Genomic DNA, 14,964 nt, shown 5'->3' on the forward strand with positions numbered 1-14,964 from the left:
TCAATCTCCTAGCGCTATGATGAGGGGACGTTATTATGCCAAAAATCGAGGATAAACACATGGAAAATCCAAGTTTCAGCGTCACCATGCAACTCATCGATAATTATAAGTTTGAAATTGATTTCGCTGAGTTTGGTCAGATCATCACCGACGAGCCAGCACCTTTAGGGGGTGGCGAGGGACCCAACCCAAGTCGGCTTCTTGCAGCTGCGGTGGCAAATTGTATGGCGGCGAGTTTGATGTTTGCTATTCGCAAGTTTAAAGGCGACCCAGGTCAAGTTTCAGCAACTGTCTCCGGTACTATGGAGCGCATTGATGGCCGCTGGCGGGTGGTCACCTTAGCGGTTGACTTAAAGCTTGGTAACCATGCGGTGGCGTTACCGAACCTTGACCGAGTTTTGAGCCAGTTCGAAAACTTTTGTGTCGTCACGCAAAGCGTACGGGCAGGAATTGAGGTAAAAGTACGCGTGTTTGATGAAACTGGGCAGGAGCTTAGTATGGATGATTCCAACGCATGATCGGAGTGTTCGTATTCAATACCGCTATCATGCTGCTGGCAGTGGTCACCCACTATGAACTCTTGATTCGGCTGACGCGCTTTTTACAAGAGTTTAAACTCCGCCATCGCTCCCGCATTTTGTTGGGTGTTTGTGTGGCTTTGGTGGCACATGTTGTCGAGGTTTGGCTGTTTGCGGTGGCCTATTATGTGATGGAACACTTCCTCGGTTGGGGCTATCTTGATGGGGTCTCAGGGCATCTGCTTGAGTATGGCTACTTCTCCTTCACGACCTACACAACTTTGGGCTTCGGTGATATTTCCCCAGTTGGCGAAATGCGTTATTTAACCGGAATTGAAGCACTGATTGGCTTAGTCTTGGTCACCTGGACGGCTTCTTATTTGTTTATCGAGATGCAGCGCTATTGGAACAAAGATTAACCGAATAGCGCTGAGCCGGGATTTTGCAAAATCCAACTGGTGACAATGTATTTATCATTAGAGGTGGGGACTGTGCCGCGATGGGTATGGGTGAAGTAGCCCGGAGCAATCACCATGCGTCCTTGTTTGGGCTTGATTTGCCGATTTTGATAATAAAAATCGGTTGTTCCTCCGGCACTCACATCATTTAAGTAATACATGAATAACAAGCTTCGATGGAGGGCCTCGGTACTGTCCTTTTGTGGATAGACTTCACAGTGCCAGTAATTGTAATTTCCCACTCCGACCGGATACTTTTGCGCTTGAATTGCGCCGAGTCGATAAAGAAATTTCATGTAATCTGCTTCACGCCCTGCGGCAACCTCGTCGAAGTTCTCATGAGTTAAATGCACTGCTTCACCGGTTTGGGGATGACGAACTTGCAGTGCAACTGGAGCAATCAAAGCAAATCGGTATTTCTTAAAGTATTCGGTCGCGTACTTTGCTGTGGTTGCTTGCAAATGCTCGAGTAAATCTTGATATTCGGAATGTTGGTTGAGGTAGAGGTCTTGGCTGATTTTCTTGCTCGGATCAACGCCACCACCGGTGCGGCCCTGGACTCGATGCGGACTATTTTCAAAACGCTCGATAAAGTGCTGACAAAATTCGGCAGTTAAGGCGTCGTCGTATACTTCGATAAAATCGTTCGACACGTTTTTTCATTCCTTGTAACAATTCGATGCTGGCAGTGTAACAAAGGGCGAGCCAGAATAAAGAGTCGAATAATGTAAAAAACGATTGCCGTATCGGTACGCAAGATGCGGCGACAAGAGTTGACTCGAGTGGTAAAGCTAGCGACTCTAGAAGAAATCGCTCAGAAGGAACGCTTTGCATGACCTATATCCATGATACGATCAGCTCTTTGCAGCACACTAGCCCCGCACAAACTGAATTTTATCAAGCGGTTGAAGATGTCCTTGATTCCCTTGCCCCGATTCTCGAAGACGATAAACGCTACCAGCAACACGCGATTATTGAACGTTTAGTTGAGCCCGAAAGACAAATTATGTTTCGCGTGCCTTGGCTCGATGACCGCGGCCAGATTCAAGTCAACAAAGGCTATCGAATCGAATTTAATAGTGCGTTAGGGCCTTATAAAGGTGGCCTGCGCTTCCATCCAAGCGTGAACGCTAGCATCATCAAGTTTCTCGGGTTTGAACAGATTTTCAAAAATGCCCTGACCGGACTCGCGATTGGTGGGGGAAAAGGGGGGGCTAACTTTGATCCGAAAGGCAAGTCAGATCAAGAAATCATGCGCTTTTGTCAATCGTTTATGACCGAGTTATATCGGCATATTGGCCCCAATACAGATGTCCCTGCTGGTGATATTGGAGTTGGTACTCGCGAAATTGGCTATTTATTTGGTCAGTACAAGCGCATTGTTAATCGCTTCGATGGAGTCCTTACCGGCAAATCCATGCTCTGGGGTGGTTCAGAGGCGCGCAAACAAGCCACGGGCTTTGGCTGTGTTTACTTTGCTCAGAATATGCTCGAAGACAGAGATCAATCCATTAAAGGGAAGACCTGTTTAGTCTCAGGCTCTGGTAACGTTGCGATCTACACCATGGAAAAGCTTTATGAGTTGGGTGCCAAGCCGGTTGCGTGTAGTGATTCAAATGGCACGATTTATCATTCGCAAGGAATTGACCTCGACTTGATCAAAGACTTGAAAGAACGTCGCCATGAACGCCTGAAAGTTTACCTCGAGACGCATACTGACGCTGAATACACCCCGCGCGAAGATTACCCAGAAGACGGTCATAGTATTTGGCGTTATCAAGCAGATTTGGCCTTCCCTTGTGCGACCCAGAACGAACTGACTGAGCGTGATGCGCAATGCTTGTTGGAGAACGGTTGCAGTGCTATTGCTGAGGGCGCAAATATGCCTTCTACCCAAGCAGCGGTAGACCTCTTCGTCGAAGCCGGGGTCGCCTATGGTCCAGGTAAGGCTGCAAACGCAGGTGGTGTCGCCACGAGCCAGCTAGAAATGGCCCAGAACGCGGGGATGCGGCATTGGAGTTTTGCCGAGGTTGATCAGCGCCTACAAGAAATTATGCGTCACATTTACTGCACAAGTCGCGATACCGCAGCTCGCTATGGGTCGGAGCGCAACTTAGTGTTAGGAGCAAATATTGCCGGGTTCAAACGGGTCGCCGATGCGATGATTGAACAAGGCTTGGTTTAATGAAACAACAAGGAACTTTGGTTATGAAAAAATCCATCATCGCATTAGCACTCATTTGTAGCAGTGCTGCACTTGCCGATGAGGGCATGTGGATGCCGCAGCAATTGCCGGAAATTGCAGATAAGCTTAAAGCTGCTGGACTCCAGCTTGACCCAAATGAGTTGACTCAGCTCACTGAATTTCCGATGGGGGCGATTGTCAGCTTAGGCGGATGCTCGGCCTCGTTCGTATCGCCGCAGGGCTTGGTTGCGACCAACCACCACTGTGTTTATGGCAGTATCGCCTACAACTCTACTCCGGAGAACGACCTGCTCGCTAACGGTTTTCTTGCTGAAAATTTAGCGGCAGAATTGCCAGCGGCTCCAGGCACGCGGATTTTTGTAACCCGTGCCGTTGATAACGTCACCTCGCAAATTATTGATGAGCAGGTTGCTAAGCTATCGGGTAAAGCACGCGTTGACGCAATCGAGGCCAAGCAAAAAGCCATGGTCGCGGAGTGCGAGAGCGATGCAGGTCATCGTTGTAGCGTTGCCTCTTACTATGGTGGACTTGAGTACTACTTGATTAAACAGTTGGAAATTAAAGATGTCCGCCTAGTTCATGCTCCGGCTGAAGGGGTGGGCAAGTTTGGCGGCGACACAGATAACTGGATGTGGCCGCGTCATACCGGAGATTATTCATTCTATCGTGCCTATGTGAGCCCCACCGGCGAGTCAGCAGAATATGCTGAAGAGAACGTGCCTTATGTGCCAGAACATCACTTAGCGATAGCGACAGAAGCGCTTGATGAGGGCGACTTTGTAATGGCGCTCGGTTACCCAGGGCGCACCAATCGTCACCGTTTACCATCCGAAGTACTGAGTACATTCGAGTGGAGTTATCCAAAGACGGTTGAGCGTTTCACTGAAACTCTTGCGATCATTGATGAGGTCACCGCCACAAATAAAGACGCGGAACTCAAATATGCAAGCCGCGTCGCGGGGCTTAATAATTACTTAAAAAACCGTCAAGGCATGCTTGATTCGTATCACGGCAGTGATTTGCTCGAACGCAAGCAGCAAGAGCATCGTGAGTTGTTGGAGTGGGTGCAAAGTAGTGCGGGCAATCGTCGCGCCTATGCAGCCGACTTACAGCGTCTTGAGAGCTTACTCGCTGAGCGCGACCAACAAAGCCGAGAAGACTATCTACTCGATGTTGCTGAACCGCGATTGTTATCTATGGCGCGCACTTTATACCGCCTCGCTAAAGAGCAAACCAAACCGGATGCGGAACGTAGAGCGGGTTTCCAAGAACGTGATTTGCCGCGTTTTCAAGCTTATGTCGCGCGCTTTGATCGAAGCTTTGATGCGACGATTGAACAAGCTCTCGACTTCCACAATTTGCGCAATTACCTGAATCAACCAGCAGCTAAGCGTCACGCCGAGTTCGATAAGGCGTTGGGGTTAACGGGGAAACTTTCTGATGCTGAGTTGCGCAACAAAATCAACGCGTTGTATGACGCAACCGGCTTGATGGATGTCGATCAGCGGACTGAATGGCTAGCACAGAAACCAGGTGCTTTCGCAGATAGCGACGACCCGTTTGTACGAGCGGCTGTTGCCCTGTATGCCAGTGATCGCGAGGCTGAGCGAAAACAACAAGAACTTGCAGGGCAAATTCAGCAGGCTTATGCGAGTTACATGGCCGCTAAGATTGCCTTTATGCAGGCTCGTGGCGAAGCCGTGTACCCAGATGCGAATAGTACTTTGCGGGTAACCTATGGCAATGTCACCGGTCGCGATCACGGAACCTACGATGGGACGGCGTGGACTGCATTTACAACCTTGCGTGGTATTACCCAGAAAGCTACGGGTGAGGGCGAGTTTAATGCCCCGCAAGCACAGCTCGATGCGATCGAAGCGAAAAACTATGGTGAGTATTATGTTCCTGCTCTCGACTCGGTTCCGGTGAACTATCTCGCAACCCTTGATATTACCGGCGGTAATTCGGGTTCAGCAGTGTTGAATGGTAAAGCTGAATTGGTTGGTCTTGCGTTTGATGGAACCCTTGATTCGATTATCTCGGATTGGGATTTCAATCTTTCCAATACCCGTTCAATTCAAGTCGACTCGCGCTTTATGCTATGGCAAATGCGCTATGTCGACGGTGCTGAGGCTTTACTTGAAGAGATGGGCGTTCCGCTCGACTAGAAGTTCTCAAAGCACGACACTATCAATGATAAAACCCGCTCTATCCCTGAGCGGGTTTTTTTCTCGCAAATCTTTGGCGGTTGGTCGCAACAAATTGAGCTATGCTTAAATGCATACCGTACCATGTGCAATATAGGTACAAAGGAGGCGTTATGCGCACAATTCAAAAGTTAGCTTTAGCGTTTATGGTTATTGCAGTGGCTGGGTGTAGTTCACCAGGGGCAGTAGAAATGCTGGGTGAGAAACGGCCAGCAATTACCAAAGCAGATGTGATCATCATGCAGGTTGCGCCTGAATCGGCTGCGCCAATTGCTCGTCTGCGCGCTGAGTTTAGTTATGGCGTACGGGAGACCGATGAAGATAAACTGGTGTACGCAATCGAACGAGTAAGAACGCAAGCGGCAGCGCTTGGAGCAAACCTTATCGTTATCGACAATGTGAAGTTTCGGACAACCGCCGCTGGATTAGTGACAAATGGTCTGTTCGAGGGCGAGGTAGCGAGCCAAATTGCTGCGCAGCGCACGCCTGTAGTCACAGCGACCGCCTATTACCTTAATCGCTAGGCGGTCACCATGAAATGTCACCTTACTTAGCGTAAGGTGACGAATTCCTCTGCACTGGTCGGGTGCAAAGCGACGGTGGCATCGAACTGGGCTTTGGTCGCGCCCATCTTCATGGCCACTGCAAATCCTTGCAGAATCTCATCCATTCCTTCACCAATACCATGGATACCCACCACCCGCTCGTCTGGACCGGCACACACCAGTTTAAAAGTCGATAATGCTCGGTGTTGCGTTACTGCATTGTACATCGCCGCAAATTGTGACTTGTAGACTTTAACTTGAGCTTCACCGTACTCAGCAACCGCTTCGACTTCGGTTAAGCCTACCGTGCCGATAGGCGGGTGACTAAAGACGATGGTCGGAATTTGGCTGTAGTCCATGTGCGCATCAGGAAGTTCTGGATTAAATAAACGCTCGGCTAATAAGCGCCCCGCTTTAATTGCAACGGGGGTAAGTTGCGCTTCTCCGGTGATATCGCCTACTGCGTAAATACCTGGGACGTTGGTATTTTGGTATTTATCGGTACGGATAAAGCCAAGCTCGTCGGCTTCGACACCGGCCGCCGCTAGATTAATTTGATCCGTTGCCGGCTCGCGACCAATCGCCCAAATGAGACAATCGACCTCGTCAATCACTTCGCCACTGACCGTGTGAACGGTTAATAAACCTGAACTTGGATCTTTCTCAACTTTGGCAACACTGCTATTGGTATGCAAGTTAAGCTTGTCTTGCTGCATCCGCTCAAGCAAAGCATTGGTGATATCTTCATCGAAGTAGCGCAGTGGTCTGTCTTTGCGAACCAGCAAGTGAGCGTCGCTGCCCAATGCATGCAAAACTCCTGCAATTTCAACTGCGATATAGCCAGCGCCAACCACAACCGCTTTATTCGGGCGTTCGGTTAGCGCAAAGAATCCGTCTGAATCAATCCCGTATTCTGCCCCTGGGCAAGTTGGAATCATGGAGCGGCCACCGACCGCAATGGTGATATGATCTGCAGTAATATGCTCACCATTTACTTCAACAGTACGGGCATCCACAAAGCGCGCAAAGCCTTCAATATACTCTACTCCGTTGGCGGCAAAACCGCGCTTGTAGCCACCGTGAATACGTTCGATGTAGGCTTCGCGATTTTTGACTAAGGTGGCCCAGTCAAAACCTTTTTGTTCAACATCAAAGCCATAGTCCGCACTGTATTTCAGAGCTTCGGCGATATGGGCACCGTACCACATGACCTTTTTCGGAACACAACCGACATTTACACAGGTCCCACCGACTGCTTTTGCTTCAATAACGGCTGCTTTTGCGCCACGAATTGCTGCACGATTGGCCGATGCGATGCCGCCACTGCCTGCGCCAATTGCCAGGTAGTCGTAATGTCTTGTCATTCGAATTCTCCAAACTGCCCGAAGGGTGTATTCAAAACATAAAGCCGTTATGATCCCCTATATCGTGTGCTGACGCAACGCTTGCATGGCCACTGTAAGGAAGAAAATATAGATGGGCTTAATCTATCAAATTAATCGAAGTAAGCGTCGCCGAACACTTGCTTTAAAAGTTGCAAATGGCCAGTTGCAGGTTCATGCACCTTGGTTTGTGCGCGATGCTGAGATCGAACAGTTTGTGGCACAAAAGCGTTCATGGATTGAGCGTCATTTGAGCCGTCAACAAAGCGCACTTGCAGGTCTTACCCCAAGAGACTGGCTTACTGAGAACTCGGTACTCTGGCTCGGACAGCCTGTCGTTGTGACGGTTCATTATGGAGGTCGCGGCGGAGTCATGCGGTTTACTGCAACTGAACTGCAAATTAGTGTGCCAAATCGAGTTAAAGATGTTGCTGGATATATCTTTAAATGTGTGCGACAGGCATACAAGGAGCGCGCTATGGCTTGGTTAAATGAGTTTTTCGACCAGCAATCGCAACTGCCGCAGTACCCAAAAGCTTGGAGTATAGGTCAGTTCAAAGCGAAGTGGGGGCATTGCTCTAAAGCGGGTGAACTGAAATTTACCTGGCAATTATGGCTGGCGCCAGAGTGGGTTGTTCGTTATGTGGTGCTGCATGAAGTCGCGCATCTGGATGAGTTTAATCATGGTCCAAAATTTTGGCAGCGCGTGGCAGAATTGGAGCCGGATTACCGCCATGCCGAGGCTTGGTTAAAACGCCACGGCATGACGGTATTATCGCTTGATTACCTAGACTATGTGGTCGCTTAAGACTACCGGTTAGGCGGTAATTTTTCGCGTAAGAAATCGGCCATCATAGTGCGCAAATGTAGCGTTGTTCCTTCCCCTTCATAGATTCCATGGGTGCGATTCGGATAGGCAAAAAATTCAAATTGCTTGCCGTGTTTAATCAGTTCATTTACCAGTCGTTCAGATCCTTGGAAATGGACGTTATCATCAGCTGTACCATGAACTAACAACAGCTCGCCCTCAAGGTTTTCGGCATGAGTAATTGCCGAGGTTTCTTGGTAGCGCTTGGCTGATTCAGGCAATAGACCAGAATAACGTTCTTGGTAAATCGTATCGTAAAGGGTTAAATCTGGCACCGGCGCCAAAGCGATCCCCACATGGTAATCATCAGGGTAGCGGAACAGTGCATTGAGTGTCTGGGTACCGCCGCCACTGTGGCCCCAAATGGCAACGCGGTCGCTATCAATAAATGACCAGCGCTTGAGCATTTGTTGCAAGGCATCGTATTGGTCTCGAACGGTAATGTCGCCTAAGTTTTTATAAATTGAACGGCGCCACTCGAAGCCACGCGGTGACTTGGTTCCGCGGTTATCAATTGAGGCAACAATATAACCCTGCTGGGTGAGGTATTGATGGAACATGAAGCGCTCACCCCCCCAAGTATTCGCGACGGTTTGTCCCCAGGGTTCGCCATACACATAGAAAACAATCGGATAACTTTGGGTCGGGTCAAAGTCGTGCGGCGTCATTAAAAAGCCATCAAGCTTGAGCCCATCTCTTGCTTCGACTTGGAAGAAATTAAAATCGGCCAGAGCAAGATCGTCCACATTATCTTGAACCCGTTGGTTATCTTCGATGACACGAATCACCTTGTGGTCAGGTAGGGAGATCATCGCGGTGACTGGCACCGAAGTAACACTTGAGTAGGTGTGCACTGCATATTCAGCACCTGCCGATAAGCGATAGCTATGACTACCTGCTTGCGCTGGGGTAAGTCGCTCGAGCTTACCGCTGCCGTCGAGGCTGGCGCGGAATAAGTAGCGCTCAAGTGGCGTTTCGGGTGAAGCGATGAAATACACCCAACCATCGGTTTGGTCGATTTGTAGTACTTCAATCACATCCCAGTTCCCTTGGGTAATCGCTTGGCTACGACCACTGGCACTATCAACGCGATACAAATGCCGATAACCTGAACTTTCGCTTAACCAAGTAAAGGCTTCGCCGCGACCAAAGAACTTCACTTCATCGTTGTAATCGGCCCAGCTGTCCGTGGTTTCTCGAATTACTTCACGCACTTCACCATTCTCAACATCCGCTAAGAAAGCGATGTTTATCGCTTGTGAGCGCGGCATTTGTTGGATCAGCAACTGCTCGTTATTTGCGGCCCATTGCATCCGCACCAAATAATGTTGGCGTGGATCGCCAGGCAGCTTCATCCAAGTGGTGTCGCCACCGCTGGCTGGGAGCACTCCAATGCGCATCGAGGCATTGGTTTCACCCACTTTAGGATAGGGAAATTGTTTCAGGGTTGGATACAATTGATCCGTATTATTAATCATGGTGAACAGCGGCGTACCGGCGGTATCAAGCTGCCAATAAGCGATTTGACTGCCATTAGGCGACCAGCTAAAGCCGTCACGCAAGAAAAACTCTTCTTCGTTAACCCAGTCGAAGGTCCCGTTGACGATGATATCGTTGCCATCAAAGGTCAATTGCTGAATTTGTGCAGAACCGAGATCTTGCACGTAAATGTTGTTCTTCATTACATAAGCAACGCGCTGTCCTTGTGGATCGAACTTAGCGAACTGCAAGGTCGAGGGTTCGGCATTGCCACCGAGTTTGAGCAGGGTATCGGTATTGCGGTCATAGACCCAATAATCACCCAGCGTATGGGTCCGCCATGAACGCTTGGTATTGGTGAAAATCAGAACTTTAGAGCTATCCGCTGACCAGTGATAATCAGCGATGCCAAGCCCGCGACTCTCACCTTTTGGGGTGAGATTATCGGCACTGATGAGCACAGTGCGCTTTTGAGTTTGTGGGTGATAGCGGACGATAGCCTCGCCCCCAAGCGTTTTTTCCACAGTTGTGTAGCCACTGCCATCGCTTGACCAGCGCATGGGTGCGAGCGGAGTCGGGTAAAAATCTGCGGTTTGGTAGAGTCGACCGAGCGTGAGCAGCTCGCCATTCTCAGTTTTTTCAGGAAACCAATGCTGGACTGGGGTTTGCGCGCAGCCTACCAAAGTGGCAGCAAAGAAAAGTATCGCAACAACATGTCGGGTTGTTAACATAGAAGCCTCTACGACGTGGAAAACAACGGCTGCGGTTGAAATTTCTCGACCACGACCATAATTAAGTTTGATAAAATTCACGCTTCATTATTCAAGAGGTTGGTGCATGAGTCAAAACCCTTTGTTGCAGAATAACACCCTACCTGCATTTTCTGAGATCAAGCCCGAGCATATCGTGCCGGCAATCGAGCAACGAATTGTTGCAGCGAAACAAATGATAGAGCAGGTTATTGCTGCGCAAAAATTTACCTGGCAAGACTTTATTGCACCACTTGAGCAAGTGGATGATGAGCTAGAGCGCAGTTGGTCGCCGGTCTCTCACCTGAATGCGGTGAAGAGTGATCCGGCCTTACGTGAAGCCCATGATGCGTGCTTGCCGTTATTATCTGAGTACGCAACTTTCGTGGGGCAACATGAAGGGCTTTATCAAGGTTACAAGGCTATTCGGGAGAGTGCAGAATTTGAGCACCTGAGCGAGGCTCAACAAAAGGTTGTGACCGATACTCTACGCGACTTTGAGTTATCTGGTGTCGCTTTGCCAAACGCGCAAAAGCAAGAATATGCCAAGATTCAAGCACGGCTTGCTGAACTCGGTTCGCAATTTAGTAACAATCTTTTGGATGCAACGGATAATTGGCATCTACTCGTTACCGATGAAGCGGAGTTAAGCGGCTTACCCGAGAGCGCAGTTGAAGCGGCTGCAGCAAGTGCTCGGGAGCATGATCAGCAAGGCTGGCGCTTTGGCTTAGATATCCCCAGCTACTTACCCGTCATGATGTACGCAGATAGTAGCGACTTACGGCGCCAACTTTATCAGGCGTTTACGACGCGTGCTTCAGAGCAAGGGCCACAAGCCGGACAATACGATAACTCAGCAATCATTGCGGAAACCTTAGAGTTGCGGCAGAAGCTCGCCCGACTGCTTGGGTTTGAGCATTATGCCGCCCTAAGTTTGGCGACTAAAATGGCAGACTCAGCAGCACAAGTTGAAACCTTTTTGACGGACCTTGCCGAACGTTCTTTGCCACAAGCTCGAGCAGATTATCAAGAGGTACTCGAGTTCGCACAACGGCAGTGTCATGTGGAAGAACTCGAAGCCTGGGACATCGCTTACTACAGCGAAAAGTTGAAACAACAAAAGTATGCGATTTCTGATGAAGCGTTGCGTCCTTATTTTCCTGAACACAAAGTTGTGCAGGGATTATTTGCGGTGGTTGAGCGCTTATTTGGTTTAACTATCACCGAGCAAACTCCTCCGAGTCGCTGGCATGACAGTGTGCGCTACTTTGTGATTTACGATCAACAGCAGCAACAGCGCGGTAGTTTCTATCTGGACCTATATGCGCGTACAGGGAAGCGCGGCGGCGCGTGGATGGCGGAATGTGCAACGCGGCGACGGACGCTTACTCAGGATGTCCAACTCCCCGTTGCCTACTTAACCTGTAACTTCAACCGACCAGTCGGTGATAAGCCTGCCCTATTTACCCACGATGAGGTGGTGACGTTATTCCATGAATTCGGACATGGCTTGCACCACATGCTGACTCAAATTGAATACGCAGGTGTTTCGGGCATTAATGGGGTGGCATGGGACGCAGTGGAGCTGCCGTCTCAATTCCTCGAGAACTGGTGTTGGGAACCTGAAGCATTAGCGCTTATCTCGGGGCATTATGAAAGTGGTGAACCACTGCCACAGGATTTACTCGATAAAATGCTCGCGGCCCGTAACTTCCAATCTGCAATGCAAATGGTACGGCAATTAGAGTTTAGTTTGTTTGATTTGAGAATCCATGCAGATCCGAGTATCCGCTCGGCCGCACAAGTTCAGAGTGTGCTTGACCAGGTTCGTGAACAAGTCGCAGTACGCAAACCGCCTGCGTATAATCGTTTTCAACATAGTTTCGGGCATATTTTTGCCGGCGGCTATGCGGCGGGATACTACAGTTATAAATGGGCAGAAGTGTTATCGGCAGACGCGTTTTCGCGGTTTGAAGAAGACGGTATTTTTAACCCCCAAACCGGGCAAGATTTCTTGCATGAAATTCTTGAGCAAGGTGGCTCAAAAGACGCAATGGAATTGTTTGTGGCGTTTCGCGGGCGTGAGCCTAAGGTTGATGCGCTATTGCGTCATTCCGGGATTCAGGGATGACGCTCGCTCAAGGTATGCCTGACTAATTTGGTAGTACAGCTTGAACAATAAGTACCAGGCTGAGCACAAATAACACAATCAGAACTATGCCAACCGCGATGTAAGCTTTGGGATTTCCTTTGCTGAAGTCGCGTTGGCGGTTTTGTTCTGACTGGACCCCAAACAAGGCAGCAATGACGCTCACCAGCACACTAAAGAAATTGGGCTTAGACGCCATGCTTAACCCCGTGGAGTGGGGGATGGTTTAAAATCGCGCTGCTGGCTCGGCTCGCCGAAGACAAGCTCGACAAGATCGAGGAAATGAAATTGAGTCGAACGACTCTGACCCGTAAACCAGGTCGACCAAGTGACTTGTTGCTCGGCTTCACATTGTTGTTGTGCCAATTGCCCTTCGCTTGTCTCAAGCAGAGCTTGGCATTTTTGGGTGTGGGTCGCAGCCACGCGTGCGCCCGGATCCACCATAATTGCGGCAAGCAATATGGTCCCTAGTAGCACGGTGTAAATCGCATAGCGGTTCATCATGACACCCTTCTGATTACCTAAATTCAACAAGTGCTTACAATTTAGCAGGAAAACTCTCACTCTGCCACAGATATTATCGTTCGTCGGCACGCGCGTGGGGATATTTTTACTGGCATGCAAGGGTGGGTTTGCTACAATGTCGGCTTTGTTTAGCACCGCGCGACGACGCTTGGAGAAGCCCATGGCAGATTATCTCATCGCTCCTTCGATTCTATCCGCTGATTTCGCTCGACTTGGCGAAGAGGTCGAGGCTGTTCTGGCTGCCGGAGCTGATGTTGTTCATTTTGATGTAATGGACAATCACTTCGTGCCCAACCTCACGATCGGCCCGATGGTCTGTAAAGCGCTCCGCGATTATGGCATTACCGCACCGATTGATGTGCACCTTATGGTGCAACCCGTTGATCGAATGATTGCCGATTTTGCCGATGCCGGTGCATCCATCATTACCTTCCATCCAGAGGCTTCAACCCACATCGATCGCTCATTGCAGATGATTAAAGATGCGGGTTGCCAAGCGGGCTTAGTGTTTAACCCAGCGACGCCACTGCATTACCTTGATTATGTTATGGATAAACTCGATGTCATTCTTTTGATGTCAGTAAATCCTGGTTTTGGCGGACAGAGCTTTATTCCATCGACCCTCGAAAAGTTACGCGCAGTGCGGGAACGTATTGATGGGAGCGGTCGCTCTATTCGTCTCGAAGTCGATGGTGGTATTAAGGTTGATAATATTGCTGAAGTTGCCGCCGCCGGTGCAGATATGTTTGTCGCCGGTTCAGCCATTTTTAACCAGCCCGACTATCAACAAGTGATTCAAGCGATGCGAGCAGAACTCGCCAGTGTTTCAGCAGGATAATGTGACATGAGTAAACCTATTGTATTGAGTGGCTGTCAGCCATCTGGACAATTATCAATTGGCAATTACATCGGAGCTTTGCGGCAGTGGGTGAAGATGCAAACCACCCATGATTGTCGTTTTATGCTGGTTGATTTGCATTCAATTACAGTACGTCAAGATCCTGCGCAATTGCGCTCAGCAACGTTAGATGGTCTGGCTTTATACATGGCGTGTGGTCTTGATCCAGAGCAGAGCACTTTATTTGTGCAATCTCATGTGCCAGAGCATGCTCAGTTGGCGTGGATTTTGAATTGTTATACGCAGATGGGTGAACTCAATCGTATGACGCAGTTTAAAGACAAGTCGGACCGTCACGCGAACAATATTAATGCTGGGTTGTTTACCTATCCTGCTTTGATGGCAGCGGATATCTTGCTGTATCAAGCCAATGAAGTGCCCGTTGGCAACGATCAAAAGCAGCATCTAGAATTGGCGCGTGATGTCGCCACCCGCTTTAATAATATTTATGGCGACGTGTTTACCATTCCAGAGCCACATATCCCGGAAGTCGGTGCACGCGTGATGAGCCTGCAAGATCCAACTAAGAAAATGTCGAAGTCGGATGATAATCCGAACAATTTTATCGGGCTGCTCGAAGAGCCCAAGAAAATTGAGAAAAAACTCAAGCGCGCGGTGACAGATTCCGATGAGCAAGCGCGGATTTATTTTGACCCGACTGAAAAAGCAGGGGTATCAAACCTGCTCTCAATCCTCTCTGCGGCAACAGGTCGCAGTATCGCGGAGCTGGTGCCAGAGTACCAAGATAAGATGTACGGACACTTGAAGAAAGACACCGCCGATGCCGTGGTTGCGATGCTTGAGCCGATTCAAGAGCGCTACCGTAACTATAGAGAAAATATGGACTTTTTGAATGAGGTGATGGCGAAAGGTGCGGCCAAAGCCAGCGCAATCGCAGCCCCAACCTTGGCAAAAGTTTACGATGCAATTGGGTTTGTACCGCGTCCGTAAGTTTGGTGTTACAGCGTCACTCCAAAATC

At 49.3% G+C, this 14,964-nt stretch carries 14 protein-coding genes; 9 read left to right on the forward strand and 5 right to left on the reverse strand.

From position 1 onward, the window contains the following. Positions 1-35 precede the first annotated feature (35 nt). Both CWI83_RS07720 and CWI83_RS07725 read left to right on the forward strand, forming a co-directional pair. Positions 36-518 (forward strand): OsmC family protein, encoded by a 483-nt coding sequence (locus CWI83_RS07720; RefSeq protein WP_206750106.1) that lies wholly within the window; start codon positions 36-38, stop codon positions 516-518. Beyond that, on the forward strand, positions 515-937 hold the full coding sequence (locus CWI83_RS07725) for a potassium channel family protein (RefSeq protein WP_126827786.1): 423 nt from the start codon (positions 515-517) through the stop codon (positions 935-937). The genes CWI83_RS07720 and CWI83_RS07725 overlap by 4 nt, the downstream gene beginning before the upstream one ends. Here the strand turns inward: CWI83_RS07725 and CWI83_RS07730 are convergent. Beyond that, positions 934-1,629 (reverse strand): 2OG-Fe(II) oxygenase, encoded by a 696-nt coding sequence (locus tag CWI83_RS07730; protein WP_126827788.1) that lies wholly within the window; start codon positions 1,627-1,629, stop codon positions 934-936. The genes CWI83_RS07725 and CWI83_RS07730 overlap by 4 nt on opposite strands. Before the next feature lie 179 nt (positions 1,630-1,808). Between CWI83_RS07730 and gdhA the strand changes: the two genes are divergently transcribed. From gdhA to CWI83_RS07745, 3 genes are all read left to right on the forward strand, one after another. After that, positions 1,809-3,161: an NADP-specific glutamate dehydrogenase gene (gene gdhA, locus CWI83_RS07735; RefSeq protein WP_126827789.1), complete on the forward strand. Its 1,353-nt coding sequence runs from the start codon at positions 1,809-1,811 to the stop codon at positions 3,159-3,161. Between the two features lie 23 nt (positions 3,162-3,184). Then, positions 3,185-5,350 carry a S46 family peptidase gene (locus tag CWI83_RS07740; RefSeq protein WP_126827791.1) on the forward strand — a complete coding sequence of 722 codons (2,166 nt, stop codon included), beginning with the start codon at positions 3,185-3,187 and terminating at the stop codon, positions 5,348-5,350. A 152-nt stretch (positions 5,351-5,502) separates the two neighbouring features. Continuing rightward, on the forward strand, positions 5,503-5,913 hold the full coding sequence (locus CWI83_RS07745) for a hypothetical protein (protein ID WP_126827793.1): 411 nt from the start codon (positions 5,503-5,505) through the stop codon (positions 5,911-5,913). A 26-nt stretch (positions 5,914-5,939) separates the two neighbouring features. On the opposite strand, the gene gorA is transcribed toward CWI83_RS07745, so the two are convergent. Continuing rightward, the gene (gorA, locus tag CWI83_RS07750; protein ID WP_126827795.1) at positions 5,940-7,298 is read right to left on the reverse strand and encodes a glutathione-disulfide reductase; all 1,359 of its coding nucleotides are present in this window, start codon (positions 7,296-7,298) and stop codon (positions 5,940-5,942) included. Between the two features lie 112 nt (positions 7,299-7,410). Between gorA and CWI83_RS07755 the strand changes: the two genes are divergently transcribed. Next, entirely contained in the window at positions 7,411-8,124 is a 714-nt protein-coding gene (locus CWI83_RS07755) for a M48 family metallopeptidase (protein WP_126827796.1), read from the forward strand. A gap of 2 nt (positions 8,125-8,126) precedes the next feature. Here the strand turns inward: CWI83_RS07755 and CWI83_RS07760 are convergent, their stop codons facing one another. Next, complete coding sequence (locus CWI83_RS07760) at positions 8,127-10,394, reverse strand: S9 family peptidase (RefSeq protein WP_126827798.1); 2,268 nt, start codon at positions 10,392-10,394, stop codon at positions 8,127-8,129. Positions 10,395-10,500: 106 nt separating this feature from the next. Here CWI83_RS07760 and prlC point away from each other — a divergent pair, with 106 nt between their 5' ends. After that, on the forward strand, positions 10,501-12,543 hold the full coding sequence (gene prlC, locus CWI83_RS07765) for an oligopeptidase A (RefSeq protein ID WP_126827800.1): 2,043 nt from the start codon (positions 10,501-10,503) through the stop codon (positions 12,541-12,543). Between the two features lie 22 nt (positions 12,544-12,565). Here the strand turns inward: prlC and CWI83_RS07770 are convergent, their stop codons facing one another. Both CWI83_RS07770 and CWI83_RS07775 read right to left on the reverse strand, forming a co-directional pair. After that, positions 12,566-12,760: a DUF2970 domain-containing protein gene (locus CWI83_RS07770; protein WP_126827802.1), complete on the reverse strand. Its 195-nt coding sequence runs from the start codon at positions 12,758-12,760 to the stop codon at positions 12,566-12,568. Between the two features lie 2 nt (positions 12,761-12,762). Then, entirely contained in the window at positions 12,763-13,065 is a 303-nt protein-coding gene (locus tag CWI83_RS07775; protein WP_126827805.1) for a hypothetical protein, read from the reverse strand. Between the two features lie 181 nt (positions 13,066-13,246). Between CWI83_RS07775 and rpe the strand changes: the two genes are divergently transcribed. Both rpe and trpS read left to right on the forward strand, forming a co-directional pair. Next, positions 13,247-13,924: a ribulose-phosphate 3-epimerase gene (rpe, locus tag CWI83_RS07780; RefSeq protein WP_126827807.1), complete on the forward strand. Its 678-nt coding sequence runs from the start codon at positions 13,247-13,249 to the stop codon at positions 13,922-13,924. A 6-nt stretch (positions 13,925-13,930) separates the two neighbouring features. Continuing rightward, entirely contained in the window at positions 13,931-14,935 is a 1,005-nt protein-coding gene (gene trpS, locus CWI83_RS07785; protein WP_126827809.1) for a tryptophan--tRNA ligase, read from the forward strand. Positions 14,936-14,964 lie beyond the last annotated feature (29 nt).

The sequence above is a fragment of the Pseudidiomarina taiwanensis genome, from assembly GCF_003987435.1.
Taxonomy (GTDB): Bacteria; Pseudomonadota; Gammaproteobacteria; order Enterobacterales; family Alteromonadaceae; genus Pseudidiomarina; species Pseudidiomarina taiwanensis.

What these genes read in the sequence shown, in the direction of transcription:
- CWI83_RS07720 (WP_206750106.1), top strand. Translation starts at nt 36, where the DNA reads ATGCCAAAAATCGAGGATAAACACATGGAAAATCCAAGTTTCAGCGTC.
- CWI83_RS07725 (WP_126827786.1), top strand. Translation starts at nt 515, where the DNA reads ATGATCGGAGTGTTCGTATTCAATACCGCTATCATGCTGCTGGCAGTG.
- gdhA (WP_126827789.1), top strand. Translation starts at nt 1,809, where the DNA reads ATGACCTATATCCATGATACGATCAGCTCTTTGCAGCACACTAGCCCC.
- CWI83_RS07740 (WP_126827791.1), top strand. Translation starts at nt 3,185, where the DNA reads ATGAAAAAATCCATCATCGCATTAGCACTCATTTGTAGCAGTGCTGCA.
- CWI83_RS07745 (WP_126827793.1), top strand. Translation starts at nt 5,503, where the DNA reads ATGCGCACAATTCAAAAGTTAGCTTTAGCGTTTATGGTTATTGCAGTG.
- gorA (WP_126827795.1), bottom strand. Translation starts at nt 7,298, where the DNA reads ATGACAAGACATTACGACTACCTGGCAATTGGCGCAGGCAGTGGCGGC.
- CWI83_RS07755 (WP_126827796.1), top strand. Translation starts at nt 7,411, where the DNA reads ATGGGCTTAATCTATCAAATTAATCGAAGTAAGCGTCGCCGAACACTT.
- CWI83_RS07760 (WP_126827798.1), bottom strand. Translation starts at nt 10,394, where the DNA reads ATGTTAACAACCCGACATGTTGTTGCGATACTTTTCTTTGCTGCCACT.
- prlC (WP_126827800.1), top strand. Translation starts at nt 10,501, where the DNA reads ATGAGTCAAAACCCTTTGTTGCAGAATAACACCCTACCTGCATTTTCT.
- CWI83_RS07770 (WP_126827802.1), bottom strand. Translation starts at nt 12,760, where the DNA reads ATGGCGTCTAAGCCCAATTTCTTTAGTGTGCTGGTGAGCGTCATTGCT.
- CWI83_RS07775 (WP_126827805.1), bottom strand. Translation starts at nt 13,065, where the DNA reads ATGATGAACCGCTATGCGATTTACACCGTGCTACTAGGGACCATATTG.
- rpe (WP_126827807.1), top strand. Translation starts at nt 13,247, where the DNA reads ATGGCAGATTATCTCATCGCTCCTTCGATTCTATCCGCTGATTTCGCT.
- trpS (WP_126827809.1), top strand. Translation starts at nt 13,931, where the DNA reads ATGAGTAAACCTATTGTATTGAGTGGCTGTCAGCCATCTGGACAATTA.